Source organism: Micromonospora cynarisoli, assembly GCF_030518815.1.
GTDB lineage: Bacteria > Actinomycetota > Actinomycetes > Mycobacteriales > Micromonosporaceae > Micromonospora > Micromonospora wenchangensis.
Window position 1 is genome coordinate 2,233,573 of sequence record NZ_CP130426.1, and the last position, 18,892, is coordinate 2,252,464.

9 protein-coding genes and 2 pseudogenes are annotated in these 18,892 nt (G+C 65.8%); 5 read left to right on the forward strand and 6 right to left on the reverse strand.

What is annotated here, in order from left to right:
* Window positions 1-13: 13 nt before the first annotated feature.
* Together Q2K16_RS09105 and Q2K16_RS09110 are read right to left on the reverse strand one after the other, a co-directional pair.
* Window positions 14-856 carry a glycoside hydrolase family 16 protein gene (locus Q2K16_RS09105; protein WP_302744718.1) on the reverse strand — a complete coding sequence of 281 codons (843 nt, stop codon included), beginning with the start codon at window positions 854-856 and terminating at the stop codon, window positions 14-16.
* A 106-nt stretch (window positions 857-962) separates the two neighbouring features.
* On the reverse strand, window positions 963-1,796 hold the full coding sequence (locus tag Q2K16_RS09110; protein WP_302744719.1) for a polysaccharide deacetylase family protein: 834 nt from the start codon (window positions 1,794-1,796) through the stop codon (window positions 963-965).
* A gap of 512 nt (window positions 1,797-2,308) precedes the next feature.
* Here Q2K16_RS09110 and Q2K16_RS09115 point away from each other — a divergent pair.
* Both Q2K16_RS09115 and Q2K16_RS33180 read left to right on the forward strand, forming a co-directional pair.
* On the forward strand, window positions 2,309-3,124 hold the full coding sequence (locus Q2K16_RS09115) for a transposase (protein WP_302746412.1): 816 nt from the start codon (window positions 2,309-2,311) through the stop codon (window positions 3,122-3,124).
* 154 nt (window positions 3,125-3,278) lie between these two features.
* Window positions 3,279-3,656, forward strand: a pseudogene (locus tag Q2K16_RS33180) (ISL3 family transposase); the annotation flags it as partial.
* Between the two features lie 76 nt (window positions 3,657-3,732).
* On the opposite strand, the gene Q2K16_RS09120 reads toward Q2K16_RS33180, so the two are convergent.
* The 3 genes from Q2K16_RS09120 to Q2K16_RS09130 all read right to left on the reverse strand — a co-directional run bounded on the left by Q2K16_RS09120 (window position 3,733) and on the right by Q2K16_RS09130 (window position 14,544).
* Entirely contained in the window at window positions 3,733-4,074 is a 342-nt protein-coding gene (locus Q2K16_RS09120) for a hypothetical protein (protein WP_302744720.1), read from the reverse strand.
* Between the two features lie 8 nt (window positions 4,075-4,082).
* Complete coding sequence (locus Q2K16_RS09125; RefSeq protein ID WP_302744721.1) at window positions 4,083-11,168, reverse strand: polymorphic toxin-type HINT domain-containing protein; 7,086 nt, start codon at window positions 11,166-11,168, stop codon at window positions 4,083-4,085.
* Window positions 11,169-11,334: 166 nt separating this feature from the next.
* The gene (locus tag Q2K16_RS09130) at window positions 11,335-14,544 is read right to left on the reverse strand and encodes a LamG domain-containing protein (RefSeq protein WP_302744723.1); all 3,210 of its coding nucleotides are present in this window, start codon (window positions 14,542-14,544) and stop codon (window positions 11,335-11,337) included.
* A 733-nt stretch (window positions 14,545-15,277) separates the two neighbouring features.
* On the opposite strand from Q2K16_RS09130, the gene Q2K16_RS09135 reads away from it, so the two are divergent.
* Window positions 15,278-15,649 carry a hypothetical protein gene (locus Q2K16_RS09135; RefSeq protein ID WP_302744724.1) on the forward strand — a complete coding sequence of 124 codons (372 nt, stop codon included), beginning with the start codon at window positions 15,278-15,280 and terminating at the stop codon, window positions 15,647-15,649.
* Window positions 15,650-16,001: 352 nt separating this feature from the next.
* On the opposite strand, the gene Q2K16_RS09140 is transcribed toward Q2K16_RS09135, so the two are convergent.
* Window positions 16,002-16,313: a hypothetical protein gene (locus Q2K16_RS09140; RefSeq protein WP_302744726.1), complete on the reverse strand. Its 312-nt coding sequence runs from the start codon at window positions 16,311-16,313 to the stop codon at window positions 16,002-16,004.
* Between the two features lie 122 nt (window positions 16,314-16,435).
* On the opposite strand from Q2K16_RS09140, the gene Q2K16_RS09145 reads away from it, so the two are divergent.
* Both Q2K16_RS09145 and Q2K16_RS09150 read left to right on the forward strand, forming a co-directional pair.
* Window positions 16,436-17,232 (forward strand): IS5 family transposase gene (locus Q2K16_RS09145; protein WP_302746413.1). Its coding sequence is split into 2 segments (ribosomal slippage): window positions 16,436-16,769 and window positions 16,769-17,232, totalling 798 coding nucleotides; the frame shifts between segments, so codons are not numbered across the junction.
* A 24-nt stretch (window positions 17,233-17,256) separates the two neighbouring features.
* Window positions 17,257-18,561 (forward strand): annotated as a pseudogene (locus Q2K16_RS09150) (IS256 family transposase).
* The last annotated feature ends 331 nt before the right edge of the window (window positions 18,562-18,892 follow it).

Consider the following 18,892-nt stretch of genomic DNA (forward strand, 5'->3'; position numbering starts at 1 on the left):
GGGTCGGTCGAGGTCAGGCCGGCTCGTAGATGGTCACCCAGTCGATCTGAAGGTCGACCCGGGGTGGGGTCGTCTCGTCCGGGCAGGCCTCCCAGGTGTGCCCGCAGTACCACGCCTGGCTCTGCAGGGCGAGCGCCATCGGTTCGTCCGGCACCTGGTCACCGGTGAGGGTGGCCCAGGGGCGCCCGTCGAGGGTGAAGACCAACCGGTCCGGTGTCCATTCCAGGCCGGCGGTGTGCCACCGGGTGAAGTCGCCCGGCACGTTCCGCTCCACCGGCCGACCCTGGACCGGGTGCAGCACGCCGTACATCCGGCTTCGGTCCCGGCCGTTGTCCTCGGCGATGTCGATCTCGGGCGGGTAGTCGTTCGAGGCCGGCCAGAGCAGTAGCGCATAGGCGATCCCGGTGCCGCGATCCATCCGGAACCGGATGTCGAACCGGCCGTACGTCCGGCTGACCACGTGCCGGTTGGAGACGCCACCGGTGACATACAGGCCACCACGGCTGGGCTCGGGCCAACCGCCGATGATCAGGGCGCCGCCGCTCACCGAGACGTGGGTGGGATCGAAGTACCCGCCCGGATCCCCATCGGGTTGGCCCTGGTAGGCGAACCACCGGTGATCGAGGACCGGGCCGGTGAAGTCGTCGGTGAAGATCTGCCGCCATCCGGGCAGGTCGCCCTGGGGCAGACGTACTCCTGAGGGAGGGCCGGCGGCGGGCGCGGGCGGGGCGCTCAGCGTCGGCGTGGCCGGCCCGGGTGCCGGGATCCGGTGCGACTCGTGCCGGTTGGCGCCGCTGTCGAAGCGTGCCAGCGGCCGACCCACCGCCAGCCAGGCGACCGTCCCGACCAGCGTCATGGCGAGCAGTACGGCAGCGGCCCGGCCCCATCGTCGAGCGCGCCGACCGGTGCCGGTAGGCCGGTGCGGGGTCAGTGGCGTCTCCCGTTCTCGTCGGTGCCGCTGATCAGGTCAGTTGCCGCCCGTATCGGCGGGCGACCCGACGGGTGATCCGCCAGGCCGGCTGGGCCAGCCGTTTGACCTGCGGCATGAGTCGCGGACCGCCGCCCCGAACCAGAGTCAGGAGATCCGCTCCGGAATGGTCGGGGGTGGGCTGTAGGCGGGGGACGGCCAGGCGGTTGTCGACCGTCGGCTGGTAGCTGCGCCGGCCGACCTCGCAGGCGTTCTGGTATCCGGCTCGCCGTACCAGCGTGCGGACGTGCCGGTCGTGGTAGCCGTGCGGATAGCAGAAGGAGCGGGTCTCGGTGCCCAGTTCCTGCTCGAGCCGGTCGCGGCTGGCGGCGACCTCGTGGGCCAGCGACCCGGTCGGCAAGACATCGAGCGGGTGGTGGTGCAGGCCGTGGTTGCCGATCTCGACCCGGCCGCTGGCGGCCACCTCGCGCAGTTGCGACCAGGTGAGCAACGGCCCGAAGGAAGCCGCCCAGCGCCCCAGCCAGGAGGCCGGACCGTTGCCCAGATGCCCCACCGAGGGGTAGAGGGTCGCTGAGGCGCCCGCCTCGGCCAGCAGCGGCACCGCCTCGGTCAGGAAGTTCGCGTAGCCGTCGTCGAAGGTCAACGCCACCAACGGGCTCTCGCCAGCCGCCTCGAACAGGTCGAGTGCCTCGGTCAGCCCGACCAACCGGTACCCCGCCCCGACCAGGGCACCGAGCTGCTCAGCCAGGCGCCGGGGTGGTACCGCCAGGGTACGCAGCGGGCCTATCGCAAGCTCGGAGACGGAGTGGTACATCAGCACCGGCAGGCGTGCTCCGGACGGATGACGCCCAAGTCCTCGATAGCTCACCAAAATACTCTATCGAGACTATTGACGCGATTTCGCCAGACGACCGATTTGCCGCGGATCAGGGACGGACGGGCTGGAGTCGACCAGGCCGTCGCCCTGCGACGCCCTCGCCGGGGGTGGGTCGGGAGAGCTGCGGCCGAGGTTGAAGCGGGCAGTCACCGTCAGCCCCTTGTCGGGATGAGCCCTCGAATTCCACCCCTACCTCGAAACGGTCAAAAACCTCCGAACCACCCTCTAACTGGACGTTTGCTTCGCCTTCGGGCTGGTAATGGCCGATTCGCGCCCCCGACTTCGGTAGCGCTAGATGTCCGACCTGACCCAGAAAAAGACCATATCAGCGGACGTGGACCGGACCGAGTTCAGCAGATTTCGCCCCGGGATCGTGTCTGGTTCGCTTTCGCCCACACATCGACGGACATGACGTCCGTCGAACCCGGGCACCAACACCGTACGCCTGCTGCATGACCGAACGGCGACCCTATCCGTCCGATCTCTCCGACGCCCGATGAGCCCTGATCGCACCCCGCCTCACCGCCTGGCGACAGGCCCGCACCGACGCCGGCGTCAGCGGCCGCACCCCCACCCACAACCTCCGCGACATCTTCAACGCGATCCTCTACGTCAACCGCACCGGCATCGCCTGGCGCTACCTACCCCACGACTTCCCACCCCACCCGACGGTCTACGGCTACTTCGCCGCCTGGAACAAAGAAGGCATCCTCACCGCACTCAATCACCAACTCACCGGCCTCGTCCGCGACCACCACGGCCACACCACCACACCCACCGCATCCATCATGGACAGCCAGAGCGTGAAAACCTCCACCAACGTCCCACTGTCGACACAGGGCACCGACGCCGGGAAGAGAATCGTCGGCCGCAAACGGGGCATCATCACCGACACCACCGGACCCGGCAACGTCGCGCCAGAGATCACCGCCGCGAACAAGACCATTGCCGCCTGCGACGCCAAACTCCCCCAGTACCGCGCCATCGCCGACGCCGGAGGCGACCCCGCCACCGTCGCCGCTTGGATGGCCGAGGTCAACGCCCAACGCGCCGCCGCCCTCGCCCAACGCGACACAGCAACGGCAGCCCAACCACCCGCTCCCCACCGCCTCACCGAGGACAACATCCGACACCTCGTCGGCAGCTTCGACGACATCCGCAACACCCTGCGAGACGCCCACAGCGAAGACAAGAGCACCGTCTACCGGGAGCTACGACTCGCCCTCACCTACAACCCCGGCCAAAACAAAATCAGCGTCGAGGCTACGCCTGACGCTGATTACTGTTGGGTAACTGTACGAGTCCGAGGGGGGACTTGAACCCCCACGCGAAGCATCCCTGCACACAAAAGGTGTGCATTCAGTAAGGCTACGCCCGTACACCTCGCGGCGGAACCCCTCAACTCCAGGACGTGCTTAATACTCCCTGCTACGCCCTGTTCATCAAATATCGAAGCTCTCAGCCACTAACGCGCGCCGGTCGTTTACAGAGCAGGTCACCCAGGTTCCTGCCTACTCCAATTGTCCATGTGAGCCGCGGGGCAGACAGCCGGGGCGGCTATAGCCGACGGCGAGCGCACGAGGGTGCGGGCGGCCGACGACCACGGGATCTCCCGACCGATCGCTTCGGCCACGTTCACCACGCATGTTGACGAAACCTGTCGGCCGAGCCAGAGCCCGTCACGGTACTCGGAATCGACGAGGCCCTCAGCGGCAAGCCCCGCTAAATTTGGGACCGACCAGGCCCATCCACTGGACCACGACCACAGACCAATAGCACGTCGGCTTCCGCGGTCTGCCAAGGCTGCTCGCCCAAGTCGGAGGCCGCACCACCGCCGCTGTCACCTCTTGGCCGTCCCCCGTAAAAAGAGTTGCGATACCCGCCTGAGATGCCCCGAAGAGTTCATTCCGAACACCTCGATGCCACACTATCGACCTCCACCAATCCGTCCGATAATGTCAGAAATACCCTCCAGGGCAGCCTTTAAGGCACGGTCAAGATCCGCAAGATACTCCACTCGATTCTGATCATAAGAGTCGGAGGAAACCTTTTCCCACGCATTCTTGTAGGCATCCTCCAGACCAAGAACTTCTTCAACAATCTCTACTCGCTGGTCGAATGAAAGACCGAGCCTGCCCTGCAGGAGCATGCTTAGCTGAGCCCTGATCGAAATAATGTTTCCAACAAGGTAGACATGCGTCAGACCAACCCTCTTACTTAAGAGAATATCCGCAAGAACCGCATCGTGATGCCCCTCTTGACCCAGCAATTCAACCCCTAACCTAGAGTCTTTTTGAGTGCGATCATCCCTCGCGCCCCTGCTGGTATATCCACGCCGCCAGCCCGCAGAATCGACACGCAATAGGTTACACAACTATTATGAATACCATCATAACCGCCGAGGTCCGCCCCAATTGAGCCTTGCTGGGCCCGCATGGCCGCCCCCGCGTCAGGAACATCGAAGGTTCGCTCAATTACATTCGGACCAAGCGGCTCCGCTCGCGCTCCCGTTGTCGGGAGACCATTCAAACCTCCTGGCCCATTCGACCCCAGGATTACCTGTTCGGTCTCCAGTGACCTGCCGCCACCCTCCACCTTAATCGTGGCGTGTTCCATGTCGACATCCCAACGCACGGTTGCCTTACCACTACAGTTATGCACGAGCACCGGGCTGCTACCGGCGATGACATAATACGTGTGAATGTCTGCGATGGTGAGGTCTCGCATGGGGCGCGACCCGAGGTAGTTCACAGTGCCGACAACGACGGTGGTGTCCTCGTCGGATAGCAGCTTCTCGGCTGGCTGGAGATCCTTGGCCTCGACCCAGGCTGCACGGTCCTGGCTCCAGAAGGGGTGGTTCTGAGTGGTTTTCAGGACGACTTCGCCGCGATCAGCGGTCTGGACGGTGAGATCAGTGAGCTCGGTGTCCTGGTTGAGGTGAAGTTGCTCGACGGCCTTGCTTGCCGTGACGCCGGTTTCGGGATCGTGGGCGAGGACCTCGTCCCCCAACTGGATCTCACCGATCGGGCGAGAGGTGCCGTTGGCCAGTAGGACAGGGGTTGCGGGGTCGAAGCTGTGGCAGCCCTTCCCCGGGCTTGGGATCTTGGGTTTGGGAGCGGCGGTGGCCGCGCTGCCGGCGGTGCGGGACAGGGCTGATTTGATTGCCCCTCCGCCGAACTGGACAGCTGATTTGACTCCCATCCCGCTACTCAGCGCGACGGAGGCGCCGAAGGCTGCTGCACCGACCGCCGCTACGCCCGCACCGATGACGGCTCCTGCGGCGGCGCCTAGTAGCGCTCCGCCGAGCATGCCTTGCCAGGTGTCGTCTTCTCGGTCGACGGCGTCTTCGACCAGTGAGGCAACTGCGCCTCCGACAGCTCCGCCGATCGCGGCGCATCCGACTGAGCCGATGCCGGCGGTCGCGCCGAGGCAGACGCCGGTCGCGAGTGCTCCAGCGGCGACCCCTGCTACCGTTCCCACGATCTTGGCGTTGTCGCGGGCCCATTTGACGCTGTTGTCGACGCTCTTCTTCGCTTTGTTGCAAAGGCTGGAGAAGATGCCGCACTTGCTCTTCTTCTTCTTTTTCTCCTTCGGCGGTGTCGCCGGGGGCGCGCCGTCGCCGGTGTGGACGCCGGGGAGGTCGTTCATGATCATCTCGCCGGTGGGGTCGGCGAAGGTGACCGGGCTGTAGGAGGCGTAGGAGTACCCCTGCATTTGCTGGGGGTTGGTGAAGTCGATGAGTGGGTCGACGCTGATGAACTGGCCGATGGCGGGGTCGTAGGACCGTGCTCCGATGTGGGTCAGTCCGGTGGGATCGCTCTCACCGTCGATGTCGCCGCCGACGAAGCCCTTGTCGTTGGGCCAGGCGGGGCTTGTGCCGCGCGGTGCACCGTAAGGGTTCTGCCGGCGTTTGGTGACAGTCTGGTTGCCGGCGCTGATGGCGGTCTCTTGGGTTCCCTGGTGGTCGCCGATGATCCACGTGACGCCAGTGTTCTGCCGCATGGCGCAGGTTTGGCCGGCGTAGCTGTAGTAGCGGGTGGCGGTCTTCTGCTGGGTGGCAGTGGTGTAGCGAATTTCGGTGCCGGGCAGGTAGAGGGTGGCGCCGGTGGGGTCGCGGGCGATCAGTCTGTCGCCGTCGCCGTCGTACAGGTAGCTGTGGTTCTTTCCGCTGTCGGTGACTCCGGTGAGGTTGCCCTCGATGTCCCAGGTGAGGGTTTCACTGCCGGCACCTGGTGGGCAGGTGTTCGCGGCGGCGGTGGCGTTTGGGCGGCAGGTGGTGCTGCCGTTCTCGTCATACCGGTAGTTCTTGGTGCCCGCGCCGAGCCCGGTGATGGTGATGGCGCTGACGGCGTGCGGGCGGGCCGTCCCCGAGGGGTAGGTGTAGCTGCGGTCCGTGGTTCCGGCGGGGGTGATGGTGCGGTCGCTGCGGAGGTTGCCTGCGGTGGGTGTGCCTGCCGTGTCAAAGGTCCAGGTGGACCAGTAGGGCGCTGGCCCGGCGAGTTGGTTGGCCTGGGGGGTGACGGTGCAGTCGCCGGAGGTGGGGGTCCATGCCTGGGTGAGGCGTCTCAGGTGGTCGTGGTTGAAGCACTGGACGTCGGTGGTGCCGCCGGCGGGTGTGTCGGCGATCCGTTTGATGTTGCCGGCGTCCTCGTAGTCGTAGTGGACGTCCGAGACGTACTGGGGGGCTATTTGGCGGGCCGTGGTGGCGCGCTTGAGTCGTCTGGTGGCGTCTTCGTACTCGAAGGATCGGTCGACGTAGTTCTGGCCGGTCTGCTGGTAGCGGATCAGTCCGAGTTCACCGAATTCGGTGTAGGTGGCGTCGAGGACGTACTGGCCAGCGCTGGGGTAGTTGGTGGTGAGTTGTTCGGGGAGGCCGGTGACGGGGTCGTAGGTGTGGGTGAGCGTCTCGCCGCCGAGTCCGCCGGCGTTGGGGAAGGTCTCGGTGTCCAGACTGCCGTCGGGCTTGTACTGGCGGGTGAAGATGTAGGTGCCGGACAGCCCGGTCTCGGCGGTGGGGATGACGTAGTCCTCGCCGGTGGGCTGGTAGAGGGCGGTGTATCCGCGGATGCGGATCTTGTACTCGTCGGTGCGGCTGGTGCCGGTCCACCGGCTGGTCGAGGCGAGTTGACCCTTGGCGCCGCTCGGGTCGTATACCCAGGTGGCGCGCTTGGTGTTGCTGGCGATGGTGTTGTCGTAGAGGCCGGTACGTCGGCCGAGCAGGTCGTACTGGTAGACGAGCTTTTCGTTGAGGGCGCGGGAACGGGCGTCGGTGACCTCGGTGATGTCGCCGTAGTCGTTGTAGCTGGTGGTGGTCAGGCCCTTGTCGGGGTCGGTGGCGGAGGTTTGCCGGCCCCGGATGTCGTACTCGTAGCTCCAGGGGTTGTCGGCGCTGTCCTTGACCTGAACCAGCTGGTTCTTCCGGTTGTAGGTGTAGAACGTGGCGTCGTAGGCCGATGAGGTGCCGCTGGTGAGGTGCTGGCGTAGTTCGGTGGTGTTGCCGCGGGCGTCGACGATCGTGGTGGTGGGGGTGCCACCCGCCGGTGGGGTGACGTAGGTTCGGTCGCCGCCGTGGCGGGTTTGGGCACGCCACTTTTCGGTGAGCGCATTGTTCACCGAGGAGCGGAGGATGGTCTCGGTGACGCGTCCTGCGCGGTCATATTGGGTGACGGTCTGGCCCTTGATGCGCCACTCGTCGATCGTGTGGAGGTTGATGCCGGGGGTCAGGTAGTTGTCGTAGTGCTGGTCGGTGGTCGTGCTGACTCGGCCAGCGGCATCGTAGGTCTTCTCGGTGAAGATCGTGCCGCTGCCGGCCTTCGCCGCGGTTTGGGTCTGACGTTCGCGGAGCAACCCGTCGTAGAGGGAGAAGGTGCTGACGTAGTTGCCGGCGGGGTTGAGGGCTCTGGTGGTGACGGCGTTGACCCCGTTGGCGTTGCGGAGGGTGTAGCTGAACTCGGATGACGGTGAGTTCGGGTTGTTTGCTTTCGGCCGGTTGGGAAGCCACACCTTGGTCAGTCGGCCGTGGGCGTCGTAGGTGAGGTCGGTGCGCTTGAGGTTGATGTCGATGTTGCCGGTGGTGCTGCCCCAGGCACCTTCGATCTCGGCGGTGGTGGTCCATGTCTGGGTGCCGAAGGTTTGCACGGTGTCGACCTTGGTGACGGGTCCACCGGCGGTGGGGGTGTATGTGGTGGTGGTCTTGTTGCCGCGGACGTCGGTGGCTTCGAAGAGGCGGCCGTAGGGGTCATAGGTGGTTTGGCTGGTGGTCAGCCAGGTGGTGGTGCCGCCGTTCGACGGGCTCCAGCCCTTCATCTCCTCGGCGGTGGTGAGGTTGCCGGTGGTGGGTGCGGTGCCGCCACTCTGTCCGTCGGCGTAGTAGGCGTTTCCGTCGTAGCTGCTTCGGGCGTCGCCGATGATGTCGTCCGCGGTGGTGGGGCTCTGGGCGCATGGCAGGGCGACGGTCTGTACGCGGGCTGTCAACGCCAGGAGGTTGAGGTTGGTGTTGCGCGCGTACGTGGTCGTGATGCAGGATTCGTCGCCGCTGACCGCAAGGTCGCCCTGGTTGTCGACCTTGCTGGGGGCACCGTAGGGGTCGTAGGTCGTGGATGCCCGGGTTACCCGCCAGCCGCGGCCTGCGTCGAGTTTGACCGCCGACCAGTCGGTGTCGGCCCCCGAGAAGCGGGCATAGGTGGTCGTCTGGCCCATGTCGCGGGCGGCAGTGGGGTTCGACTGCCAAGGCTTGGTGACGGCGGTGGAGATCGCGTCGGTATCGACTCCGTTGTAGACGGTTTGCTGTCGGACCATTCCGGCCCAGGCATCCTCGTCGTTGCTCTGCGGCGCATCGGCGGCATCGAGGGTGTCACCGTCGCCGTTCAGGTCTACGGCCGGCAGGGTGACGGTGCGCGTGCCACCGGTGGGTGAGCTTTTGTCGCCGTGCATGCCCCGGAAGTAGCGGGTTTCCGTGAGGGTGTCTTGGCCGGGCGTTCCCTGGCGTACGCGGACCCGGGCGTAGCCGCGATAGTCGGCCCAGGTGCGGTACTTGTCCTTGGTCAGCCCGTCGTCGTCGGTGTGCCGCCATGCCGCCCCGTCGAGGTACTCGTAGCGGGTTATCTTGTCGGTGGCGCCGCCGGTGCGATCCGCCTCGGTTACCTGGGTGACGACGTACTTGTGGAAGTACTCCGTCTTGGTCTGGTGCGTGTAGGGGTCCTCGGTGAGGACCGGGTAGCAGCGCAGCGTGTTCGTCTCCGGGGACGTGGGCATGGTGACGTTCTTGACGCACTGCGGGTCGGAGTAGGTGACAGAGATCTTGCCGCCGGACTCGGTCCAGATGTCGCCCATGCGCATCCAGTTCATCGGCGGGGTGTCGTCGCCGAGCACGTCGACCCGGTTGGGCTTCTGCACGAAGTCGAAGTTGACCTCAGGGAGCGCGTCTCCCGTGCCGGCGGGAAGGCCGACGTGACCGGACTTGACGATGCTGTCGAGCCACATGCCGTCGCGGCTGGAGTCGCCGTTGGGCGGGAAGGTGTGGGTCAGTGTCCAGGAGTCGACGTCCTTGTAGTCGGCAGGGGACTTCGTCGCGTCCCACACCTGGGTGGTGACCTTCGCCAGTCGGCTCGTGGTCCAGAAGGTGGGGCTGTACTTGCCCGCGCAACTGGTGCCGGTGCACTCCTGGTCCTTGGGGGTGTCCTTCCAGTTGGCTTTCTGGTCGCAGGCGCTCAGGCAGCGGTCGCCCTCGGTGAAGACGACCCGCATCGGCGGTCGGGTGGTCGTGTACACCGTGTCGGTGCCGGTGCGGTTGTCCGTGCCGTAGTCGATGTGGTTCAGGGTGCCGCCGCGGATGTAGCTCACGTCGTCGGTGTCGGTGATGTTGCGGGCGTACTTGTTGCTCTGAGGCGTGTACCACATCGACATGGTGTTGCCGTGCAGGTCCACGACGTAGTCGAGGTTCCACCTCCACGCCTGATCGCAGAACGAGTCGAGGTAGGCGGACTTACGACAGGGTTCCCCGGTGTTGTTGCCCGCCACGGGAACGGTCCAGGTGGAGTTCGTGGTGGGCTTGCTCGAGGTCCAGCCCTTCAACCTGTTGAGGCCGAAGAAGTACTGCACGCCCTCTGCGTCGGTGATCTTCCAGTACTCGTTGTCGTTGTCCCCGTTGTCGGTGTCGGTGAGCCGCTGGATGCGGGAGCCGTCGTCGACCTTGGGCTTCCACGTACCACTGGTACCGTCGCGGACCAGCTCCACCGACGAGCCGTTGAGGGACATCACCGCGTTGTCGGTCCCCCAGCACAGGTCGTACGTGTCACTGGTGTTGTTGGCGGAGCCGCCCTTGTCCTCGTCGCACTGCTTGTACTGGCGCTCGATGTATCCAGGCCAGTAGTCGAAACCCTCGCCGATCCAGGAGGGTTGGTTGTTCGACGCGTCACTACGACCGTCGACGGCCGACGAAGAATAGGCCAGTGTGATGTCAGGGGCTGGGCCACCGAGCGATGGCGGCGTGCGCATCGGATACGACCAGGAGAAGTCTCCGGAGGATCCGCCGGCCGACCAGCTCGACGAGGCTTGCAGCGAGCTTGCTGAGTAGTCGCCGGTGCTGCCCGACGGCGCGGACGTCAACGCGAGCAGCACTCCAGGGGCTTCGGCGGTCGCGGAGGTGGCGGTGGCACCGAGATCGACGTCGGCCGACACACGCTGCCGGGTCACGTCATTACGCGAGGGCAGTGGGCGGGGTCGACACTCGGCGACAGGCTCGTCGTCGAGTGCGCAGTTCGGTAGCTGGAGGAGCCGGAGGCGGGTTGACCAGTCCGCACCGAAGGCATTGGCGAACGACGAGTAGTCGACGGCGACGCTGACCCGGCCGCGGCTGGTCGTGGCCTTGACCTGGTCCAGGCGGAGCAGAAGTCCGTCCTGCCATCTGCGGGGTGTGGCGGCTCGGCTGAACACCTGCACCCGTGCTGAGGACACTTCCACCGAGGATGCCTTCGCGGTTGATGCCTGCGGAGCTGCGGCTCCTGGACTGCCGACCCATACCGGAAGCGAGCCCGCTCGAATGCTCGCCGTCACCGATTCGCCCGTGCGGCGGGTCTGTTCCTGCCCCGCATTGACGGCACCCATGGTGACCTGAGCGGAACCACCGGCCGGCCATACCGGTGCCGGCTCCGGCTTGCTCTTCGCACCCTGGGTGAGATCCTTCGGCCGGGGTTGCGCCTTGACCGGTCTGGCACGGACCGGATCCGGCCGTTGCACCCCGAGGCGGACGGAAGCAGGTTGTGCGGCACGAGCGGGAACGGCGGTCAACAGCGTGGCAGTGAGGGCAAGGCTGAGTGTCGCCGCCAGGCCGGCGCGTGCCCTGCCGCAGCCGGTGGTGATCATGCGGTGGAGTCGCCAGTAACGAGGTGAGCGGCCTCGACCTCGCGGGGACAAAACGAGCATGACACAACCTCCGTCGTGCAGACACGCTTGCTCAGGATGGGTGGGATCGGAGTGTGAGCTTCGGGTCGGCCAGTGAGGGCTCAGACCCTCAAGCGGTGTCGCGGGATCAGAAGTTCTGGCAGGTACGGCTGGCTTCTCGCTCGGTCATTGCGCCTGCGTAGACACTGATGTCGTCGAGCGCACCCTTGAAATGTGCTGTGGTGGCGCTGCCGGCGCCGACATACATGACGGTGGACGACGCACTGCCGGTCGCGCCGCTCCCCTCGCTGGCCTGCTTGCAGCCGTTGACGTAGATCCGCACGGTGCCGGTCGCGCCGTCGAAGACCCCGGTCAGGTGTGCCCATCCGCCGGCGGTGGCGAAGCCGTCGGAGACTGCGGTGTACCAGGTACCGGTCGGTGACTTGACCGCGAACTGCCACCTGCCCGAGGGGCCGATGCTGAGTTTGACGGCGCCGTCTGCCTGTCGGACGATGACCTGCTCCTGGGTGCTCACGGTATTGGGGAGGACCCAGGCACTGACGGTCAACGACTGCTCTGTGGGTACGACAGGGCCGTCGGTGACGGCGTGGCCGGTGCCGTTGCCCGAGCTGCCGTATCCCTCGGTCTGCGGGTAGTTGAACCACAGAGCGCCGTCCCCGTCGTGCGCCTCCTCGGTGTAGCCGATGGTCTGCCCGGACGTGTAGGGGTCGGTGCAGCCCTGCAGACGGAGTTCGGGCATGGGTGACCAGTAGGTGCCGTCGCTCATCGGGTCGGGGCACATGCCCAGGCCGTCGTTGAGCGTCCACCGGGCGACCTGCTGCGCGGAGAGCAGTCCCGGATAGTCCTCGGTGCCGTTGCCGGTGTCTTTGTCGGTGCCGAGGATGTCGTCAGCGGCGATCGCACGGTTCCACAGCCGCACGTCGCGGACCTCACCGGTGAACGGATCGGTGTCGGTCGTCGAGGTGCGGTCTCGTCCGAGCACCACCTTGCCCGTTGCCTTCCAACCGGCACCCCGGGAGGACAGCCAGGACGCATCGGGGGTGCTGTCCGCGGCTTGCTGGCCGTTGACGAACAGCCGGACCCGTTGCTCGGTCTCGTCCCACACTCCCGCCAGATGCACCCATCGGTCCACAGGAAGGACCGCGCTCGCCCACGCATCGGCGAACACCGGGCTGCCCGTGTCGAGCTGGGGTATCCGCATCCGCCACTTTCCAGTGGTGCAGTCGTAGTTGAGTCGGAAACCGCTGGTGTTGGCCCCGTCGACCGACACCACCGTCTCGTTGCCGGAACAGGTGACAGCGGGCCGCTTCACCCAGGCCGCCACGCTGAAGGAACCGGAGGTGTCCAGACCGGTGCCCGCAGCGCTGGCCGATCCCCGGGTGCCTCCCGCTGTCGCGTCCAGTCGCAGCGTGCTTTCGCCCAGGAGCCAGGTGTCAGGCGTCCAAGCGACGTCGGTAGCCGCAGCGTCGATGGCCAGGTCGGCAGCGCCGATCTGATCGGTGAGGCCGCTTCCGCCCACGCTCGTCAACGGCCAGTGGGCGATCGGCGCCGACGGTGATCCGACGAGGAACTGGTAGGTCTCCAACGCCCCCGGCACCCCGGCGGCGTTTCGGCCCACCACCGTCAACGCGTTGAGCCCGTGCCTTGGTGGGGTCAACTGCACCGAATGCGACTCCCCGGCTGTTACGTAGACGGTCTTCTGCGTCGAGCCGACCCATCCGAAGGTGTAGCTGACGATGTTGGCAGCGCCTGCGTCGCCGGGTTCGGGTTGGAAGGTGAACGTGCCTGGTACGCCGGGGCCGCCGTGCGCGGCGTCGTCACTGGGATAGGTCGTGGAGGTGACCTTCACTGCTCCGGCAGTCGTGTTGATCGTGAAGTTGCACCACCCCGACAACGGAGATGAGTCGTTGTAGGAGTCCTTGGTTTGGACGTGGAAGGTGTAGGTCTTCCCGTTCGCCGCCGCCCCCAGGTCGATGGTGACCTCGCCGTAGTTGTTGGCCGGACGGGCGACCGGGTCGGCCACCGACACGTGCGTCGCGGCGGATGCCTCCTTGTAGGCGAACCAGCCCCTGATCGTGTTCGCGGCGCCGTCGGCATCGATGTACTGGGCCTTGAGTTTGACCACGGTGGTTCCGATCGTGGACCCGCACGGCTTGCCCGCAGCCGTGAGGTTGGCGGGCTTGCCCGGCACCGTGTTGTAGGTGACCTCGAGCCATGCCTTGTTGGTGTAGAACTTCTTCCACCGGTCGGAGGCCGTCTCGTAGCCGCCCGACTCGTTGCAGGCGCACAGGCCGACGGTGTACACATCCCAGTTCGAGTTGGCGTACAGCTGGAGGTCCGAGGTCAGCTGACTACTGGTGAACTCGGCGTCCTTGTCCGGTTGGACGCTGCCGCATCCACCGGACTCGTTCGCGTTGCCTTCCCAGGAGTCCAACCACACGCTGCTGGGCAGCGGTCGCGTGGTCCATGCCATTCTCGACCCAGACGCCACGGTGATCGCGGAGGTGCGGAAGAGGTGCACCCAGGTCGGGGTACACGACTCCGAGTGGTCCAGGGTGATCCGAATGTTGCTGGTCAGAATGTGCTTGCCGTTCAGGCCGTTCACGTCGAACCCGTAGTACGACCGATACAGCTGACCGTTGCTGCTGTACTGGTCCGGTGGCTGCTTGCCCACCCGCGCCGCCGTGGCGTCGTTGTTCTCACCGTTGCTGGTCGAATACGACCACTTGTTGCGCAGCTTCTCGAAGGGCGGGTCGATGAACAAGGGATATGTCAGCCCCGGGTCCGCCAGCATTGCCTGGTTGGCAGACACCCGCATCTCGCCGTCGACAAGCGTGACTGCCGCTTGCCCGACTCGCGAGGTGACTGCCGGTTCAGCGGCGGTAGCCGGCTCGGCAGCGCCTTCTTCCCTGCTGGGCATGGCATTCGCCTGACCGGTGATCGGCAGTACCGAGGAGTCCCACATCGACGCTGAACGGCTCAGCGCCACCATACGTCCGGTCCGGGTCAACATGCGTACCGAACCATCGTCGGCCGTGACGATGCGCATGTCTCCACCGCTCTTGTACCGCAACGTCTGCACCTCGGCGGTGGCAGCCGCAGCCGCACTCTTGACCTCTACCGCATGCTGGTATCCATCGGCCGTCGCGATCACATGCAAGTCCACGTCCGGCAGGACGGACTCGTAGGTGGCAGTCGCGCCATCGATCGTGGGCGGAGGCAGCGGGGTGGGCCACGACAGGGTGAAAGTGGAACCGTCTTCCCGCCACGTCACCAGCGGTCCCGTGCCGCCACTGGAAAGGGCGACATCCGCGAGGGTCGCCTCTGGGTGGTACAAGCCATCTGCTCGTGGAGTCAGCCGGGTCAGGATCGGCGTCCATGAACCATCGGACCTGCGGACACGCTGCGGGGCGACGGAAGTTCGCAACCGCCGCTCGCCGGAGGGCTCCACAAAGACCTGAGACCGGTCCGTCCTGCCCGATAAGGCCTCTACTGCAGCACCACACCTTGCTGCCATCTCGGCAGCTGCCGACTCGTCCGGAGCCTCTACCGCACAGCTGGTAGCTGCACTCGCCGAGTCCTGGCCGATCGGCCCGAGCACGACCGCCGCTCCCAGGAGCAGAGTCACTGCTACGACGGTTGAGGCAGCCGCGGAACGAGGTGAGGTCGGTCGTCCTGCTGGAGCATGCACACCGACCACCCTCATGGAGGGATGGAGCCGTTCCGTCACCTTCGCTCGGAGGCGGACCCAGCCCCACAGATTTTGCTCGGCCACAGCTCCTCCGTCTGACGCTCAGCAATCTGATCGATACATTCAGCTACAGAAGATCGATCTGTCAAGAACTCTGGCGATGAACGCCGAAAGACCAGACTGAAATCTCATCGAATACAAGCTAAGCGCCAGACTTTTTAACGAAACCCCTCAAATCATGCGCAAAGCCGCTCTAGTTGATCGATCCAGCCTCATACGTTCGACCGCAATTCGCATCGAGTGCGGGCGCACCGCTGGGCGGCGGCATCGCTACCATCACCTGTCACCACATCCACGATCGCGCCCCGAAAGGGAATTCATGGGCATCTGGTTCGTCGACCCGCAGTTGAACCCGGGTGAACAACGCCTGCACCAGACCATCGCCAACCAGCTACTGGGACCGAGCCGCACCCTCGGCGGCAGGTTGGTCGTCACCGACAGCCGCGTCGTCTTCGAACCCAATCGTCTCGACCGCCTCACCGGCGGTCGGACCTGGCAGACCGACGCCCAAGCGATCCGCAAGGTGACCGAGACGCCAGGTGGCAAGGAGGGCGTGCGACGATACGGCCCGGCTGGCGCACGACCTCAAATCACTGTCGACCTCGCCCCAGGGCAGACCGGGGTCTTTGTCGTCAAGAACCGCGAAGCCCTCACCAGCGCCATCGCCACCTGCAGGGCCAACAACTCCTAATGCTCCAGTTGCAGCTGCACCGGAAGCGCACCGCCAAGTGGGACCAGCCCTGTAGACGCCCGCTCTGCCTTAAGTAGCAGAGGATTCGGCGGACCATGGGCGCGCAGCGCCGCCTCGTGGGGAATCGCCGTTCGATGGCGCTGGTGGCGCTCGCCGTGGGGATCGCGGTGCGCGCCGCGATTGACAGCTGATGCCACCGAAGCGGAACGCGCTTCCGTGATGCGGAGGATCCCGAATTCACACAGACTGGTCGGTGCGGCCATCGCGCTGACCACCATCTGCAGACTCAGCAGAAACGGTATCATGGCAGTCGCCGCCCCTTGGCTAGAAGACCGATGAAATGATCAGGGAGTCACTCCGGCGGGAGCAGTCCTACCTGCCGCAGGGGCTCGCGGATGCTATCGTCGTTCATCGTGTGGCCGTGTTCGAGGCTCTTCAGAACGACGTCGTTCTCGCGAGGTTTCAGGTCGACGTGGAACGTCGACCACTGTGTACATGCAGTGCAGCTTCTCCAGATGAGAAAAGGGCGGAGCGCATGTAGTCTGCCACTCGCGTCCATGATGTAGAGGCTGCCCTGCTCAAGCTCGTTGCTCGAGTACTCCATCACGCGACTCGGCACGATGGAATGATCGCCCATGAGTTCCTGTAGGCGCAGCGTGGCCACCCTGCGGAGGGCGTCCCAACGGACACTTAGAGGTCCTAACAAAATGATCTCTGGGTATTTCGTCCTCTGTAGAGGACGATCGGCGATGTCGGGCCGTGAGGCGTGGTGAGCAGCCGCCGTGGATTCTGCCGGACGGGCTGTGGCAGCGCATCGAGCCGTTGCTGCCCAAGCCTGAGCGCAATCCTCGGCACCCGGGGCGCAGGCGCATCCCGGATCGGCAGGTGCTGTGCGGGATCTTGTTCGTGCTGCACACGGGCATCCAGTGGGAGTTCTTGCCCCAGGAGCTGGGATTCGGCTCGGGGATGACCTGCTGGCGGCGCCTGGAGGAGTGGAACCGGGCCGGAGTGTGGCAGCGGCTGCACGAGCTGCTGCTGGCCGAGCTGCAGGCGGCCGGGAAACTCGACTGGTCTCGCGCCGTGATCGACTCCTCGCGTGTGCGGGCCGCCCGGCGTGGCCCACAAGCGGCCCGAGCCCGGTCGACCGCGCCCGCCCGGGCTCGAAGCATCACGTCCTGACCGAGGGCGCCGGCATCCCCCTGGCCGTCGCGTTGACCGGCGGCAACCGCCACGACGTCACTCAACTGCTCCCGCTGGTCGACAAGATCCCGCCGGTCCGGGGTCGCCGTGGCCGACCCCGCCAGCGTCCCGACCAGCTCTTCGCCGATCGTGCGTACGACCACGACACGTACCGCCGGGCCGTACGCGCCAAGGGCATCCGGCCGCGGATCGCCTGCCGCGGTCAACCCCACGGCTCCGGTCTGGGCGTATCCAGGTCAGTGGTCGAGAGAACCATCGCCTGGTACCACGGCATGAAACGCCTACGCATCCGGTGGGAACGCCGTGACGACATCCACGAAGCCTTCCTCGCCCTCGCCACCTGCATCATCACGTACCGAGGGACTGTAAAACGAACGGTGTAACTCCTGATCAAGGAGCAGCACCTGATGATGGATGTCGTGATCACCGAGGTCGATACTGGCCAGGTGGGGAAGCGTGGGCCGGCGGGGCCGGTGGGAGACGGGGTCGACGATCAGTTCGTCGCTCAGGTGGTGGAGCAGGCCCGGGCGGCGGGTCTGCAGCTCACCGGCGAGGGCGGGCTGCTGCAGCAGCTGACCAAGCGGGTCCTGGAGGCCGCTCTGGACGGTGAGATCACTGACCACCTGGGCTACGAGAAGGGCGACCCGGCCGGGAACAACGGTCAGAATTCCCGCAACGGGGTGCGGGGCAAGACGGTGCTGACCGAGGTCGGCCCGGTGTAGATCGCGGTGCCCCGTGACCGCGACGGCAGCTTCGAGCCGCCGATCGTGCGCAAGCGTCAACGCCGGCTCTCTGGGGTCGAGGACATGGTGATCTCGTTGTCGGCCAAGGGATTGACCACCGGGGAGATTCAGGCCCACCTGTCCGAGGTGTATGGCGCGGACGTGTCCCGGCAGACGATCTCCACGATCACCGACAGGGTCGTCGACGGGATGACCGAGTGGCAGAACCGGCCCCTGGACTCGGTCTACCCGGTGATCTTCCTCGACGCGGTGCACGTGAAGATCCGCGACGGGAAGGTCGCGAACAGGCCGATCTATGTGGCCCTGGCCGTCACGGTCGACGGCAACCGGGACATCCTCGGGCTGTGGGCCGGTGACGGCGGTGAGGGCGCGAAGTTCTGGCTCGGCGTGCTGACCGAGCTGAAGAACCGGGGTGTCGCGGACGCGTGCATGGTGGTCTGCGACGGACGCAAGGGCTTGCCGGACGCGATCGGGCAGACCTGGCCCGAAGCGGTCGTGCAGACCTGCGTCATCCACCTGCTGCGGGCGTCGTTCCGCTACGCCGGCCGGCAGCACTGGGACGCCATCGCCAAGGCGTTGAAGCCTGTCTACACGGCGTCGACCGAGGCCGCCGCCCGAGAACGCTTCGCCGAGTTCACGCAGGCGTGGGGCACGAAGTATCCGGCCACCATCCGACTGTGGGAACAGGCGTGGGCCGAGTTCGTCCCGTTCCTGGCCTTCGACGCCGAGATCCGCACCGTCATCTGCTCCACCAACGCCATCGAGTCCGTCAACGCCCGGATCCGCCGAGCCGTCCGAGCCCGCGGCCACTTCCCGAACGAGGGCGCCGCACTCAAGTGCGTCTACCTCGCGGTGATGAGCCTGGACCCGACTGGGCAGGGCCGCCGACGATGGACCATGCGCTGGAAACCCGCCCTGAACGCCTTCGAGATGGCCTTCGAAGGACGCCTGACCGCAAACCGCAAGTAACCCTCAACAACCCGAGTTACACCGTTCGTTTGACAGACCCAGTGGCGGCGAGGGCTGGAAGCGGCAGCGGAGGTCGCCTCATCGCTGCGGCAGGAGGACCAGGAGCACCACGTGCGCTGATCTGCTGACCAGGCAAGGCCACAGCGGGGATGACAGCCGAGCTGGCGTGTGTTGTCGCAGCTCTCGCCTCAAAGGGCCTACCACGAGGGGCAGCGCCAGCGGCGGTGTCGTGGGAGCTTAGGCGGTGGTCAAGCATACTTGACCACCGCTACGTCATACGGTGCACAGATGAAACGTACTTGTGTCCGAGGGGGGATCGATACCACAGCCC

What these genes read in the sequence shown, in the direction of transcription:
- Q2K16_RS09125 (WP_302744721.1), bottom strand. Translation starts at nt 11,168, where the DNA reads ATGATCACCACCGGCTGCGGCAGGGCACGCGCCGGCCTGGCGGCGACA.
- Q2K16_RS09135 (WP_302744724.1), top strand. Translation starts at nt 15,278, where the DNA reads ATGGGCATCTGGTTCGTCGACCCGCAGTTGAACCCGGGTGAACAACGC.
- Q2K16_RS09105 (WP_302744718.1), bottom strand. Translation starts at nt 856, where the DNA reads ATGACGCTGGTCGGGACGGTCGCCTGGCTGGCGGTGGGTCGGCCGCTG.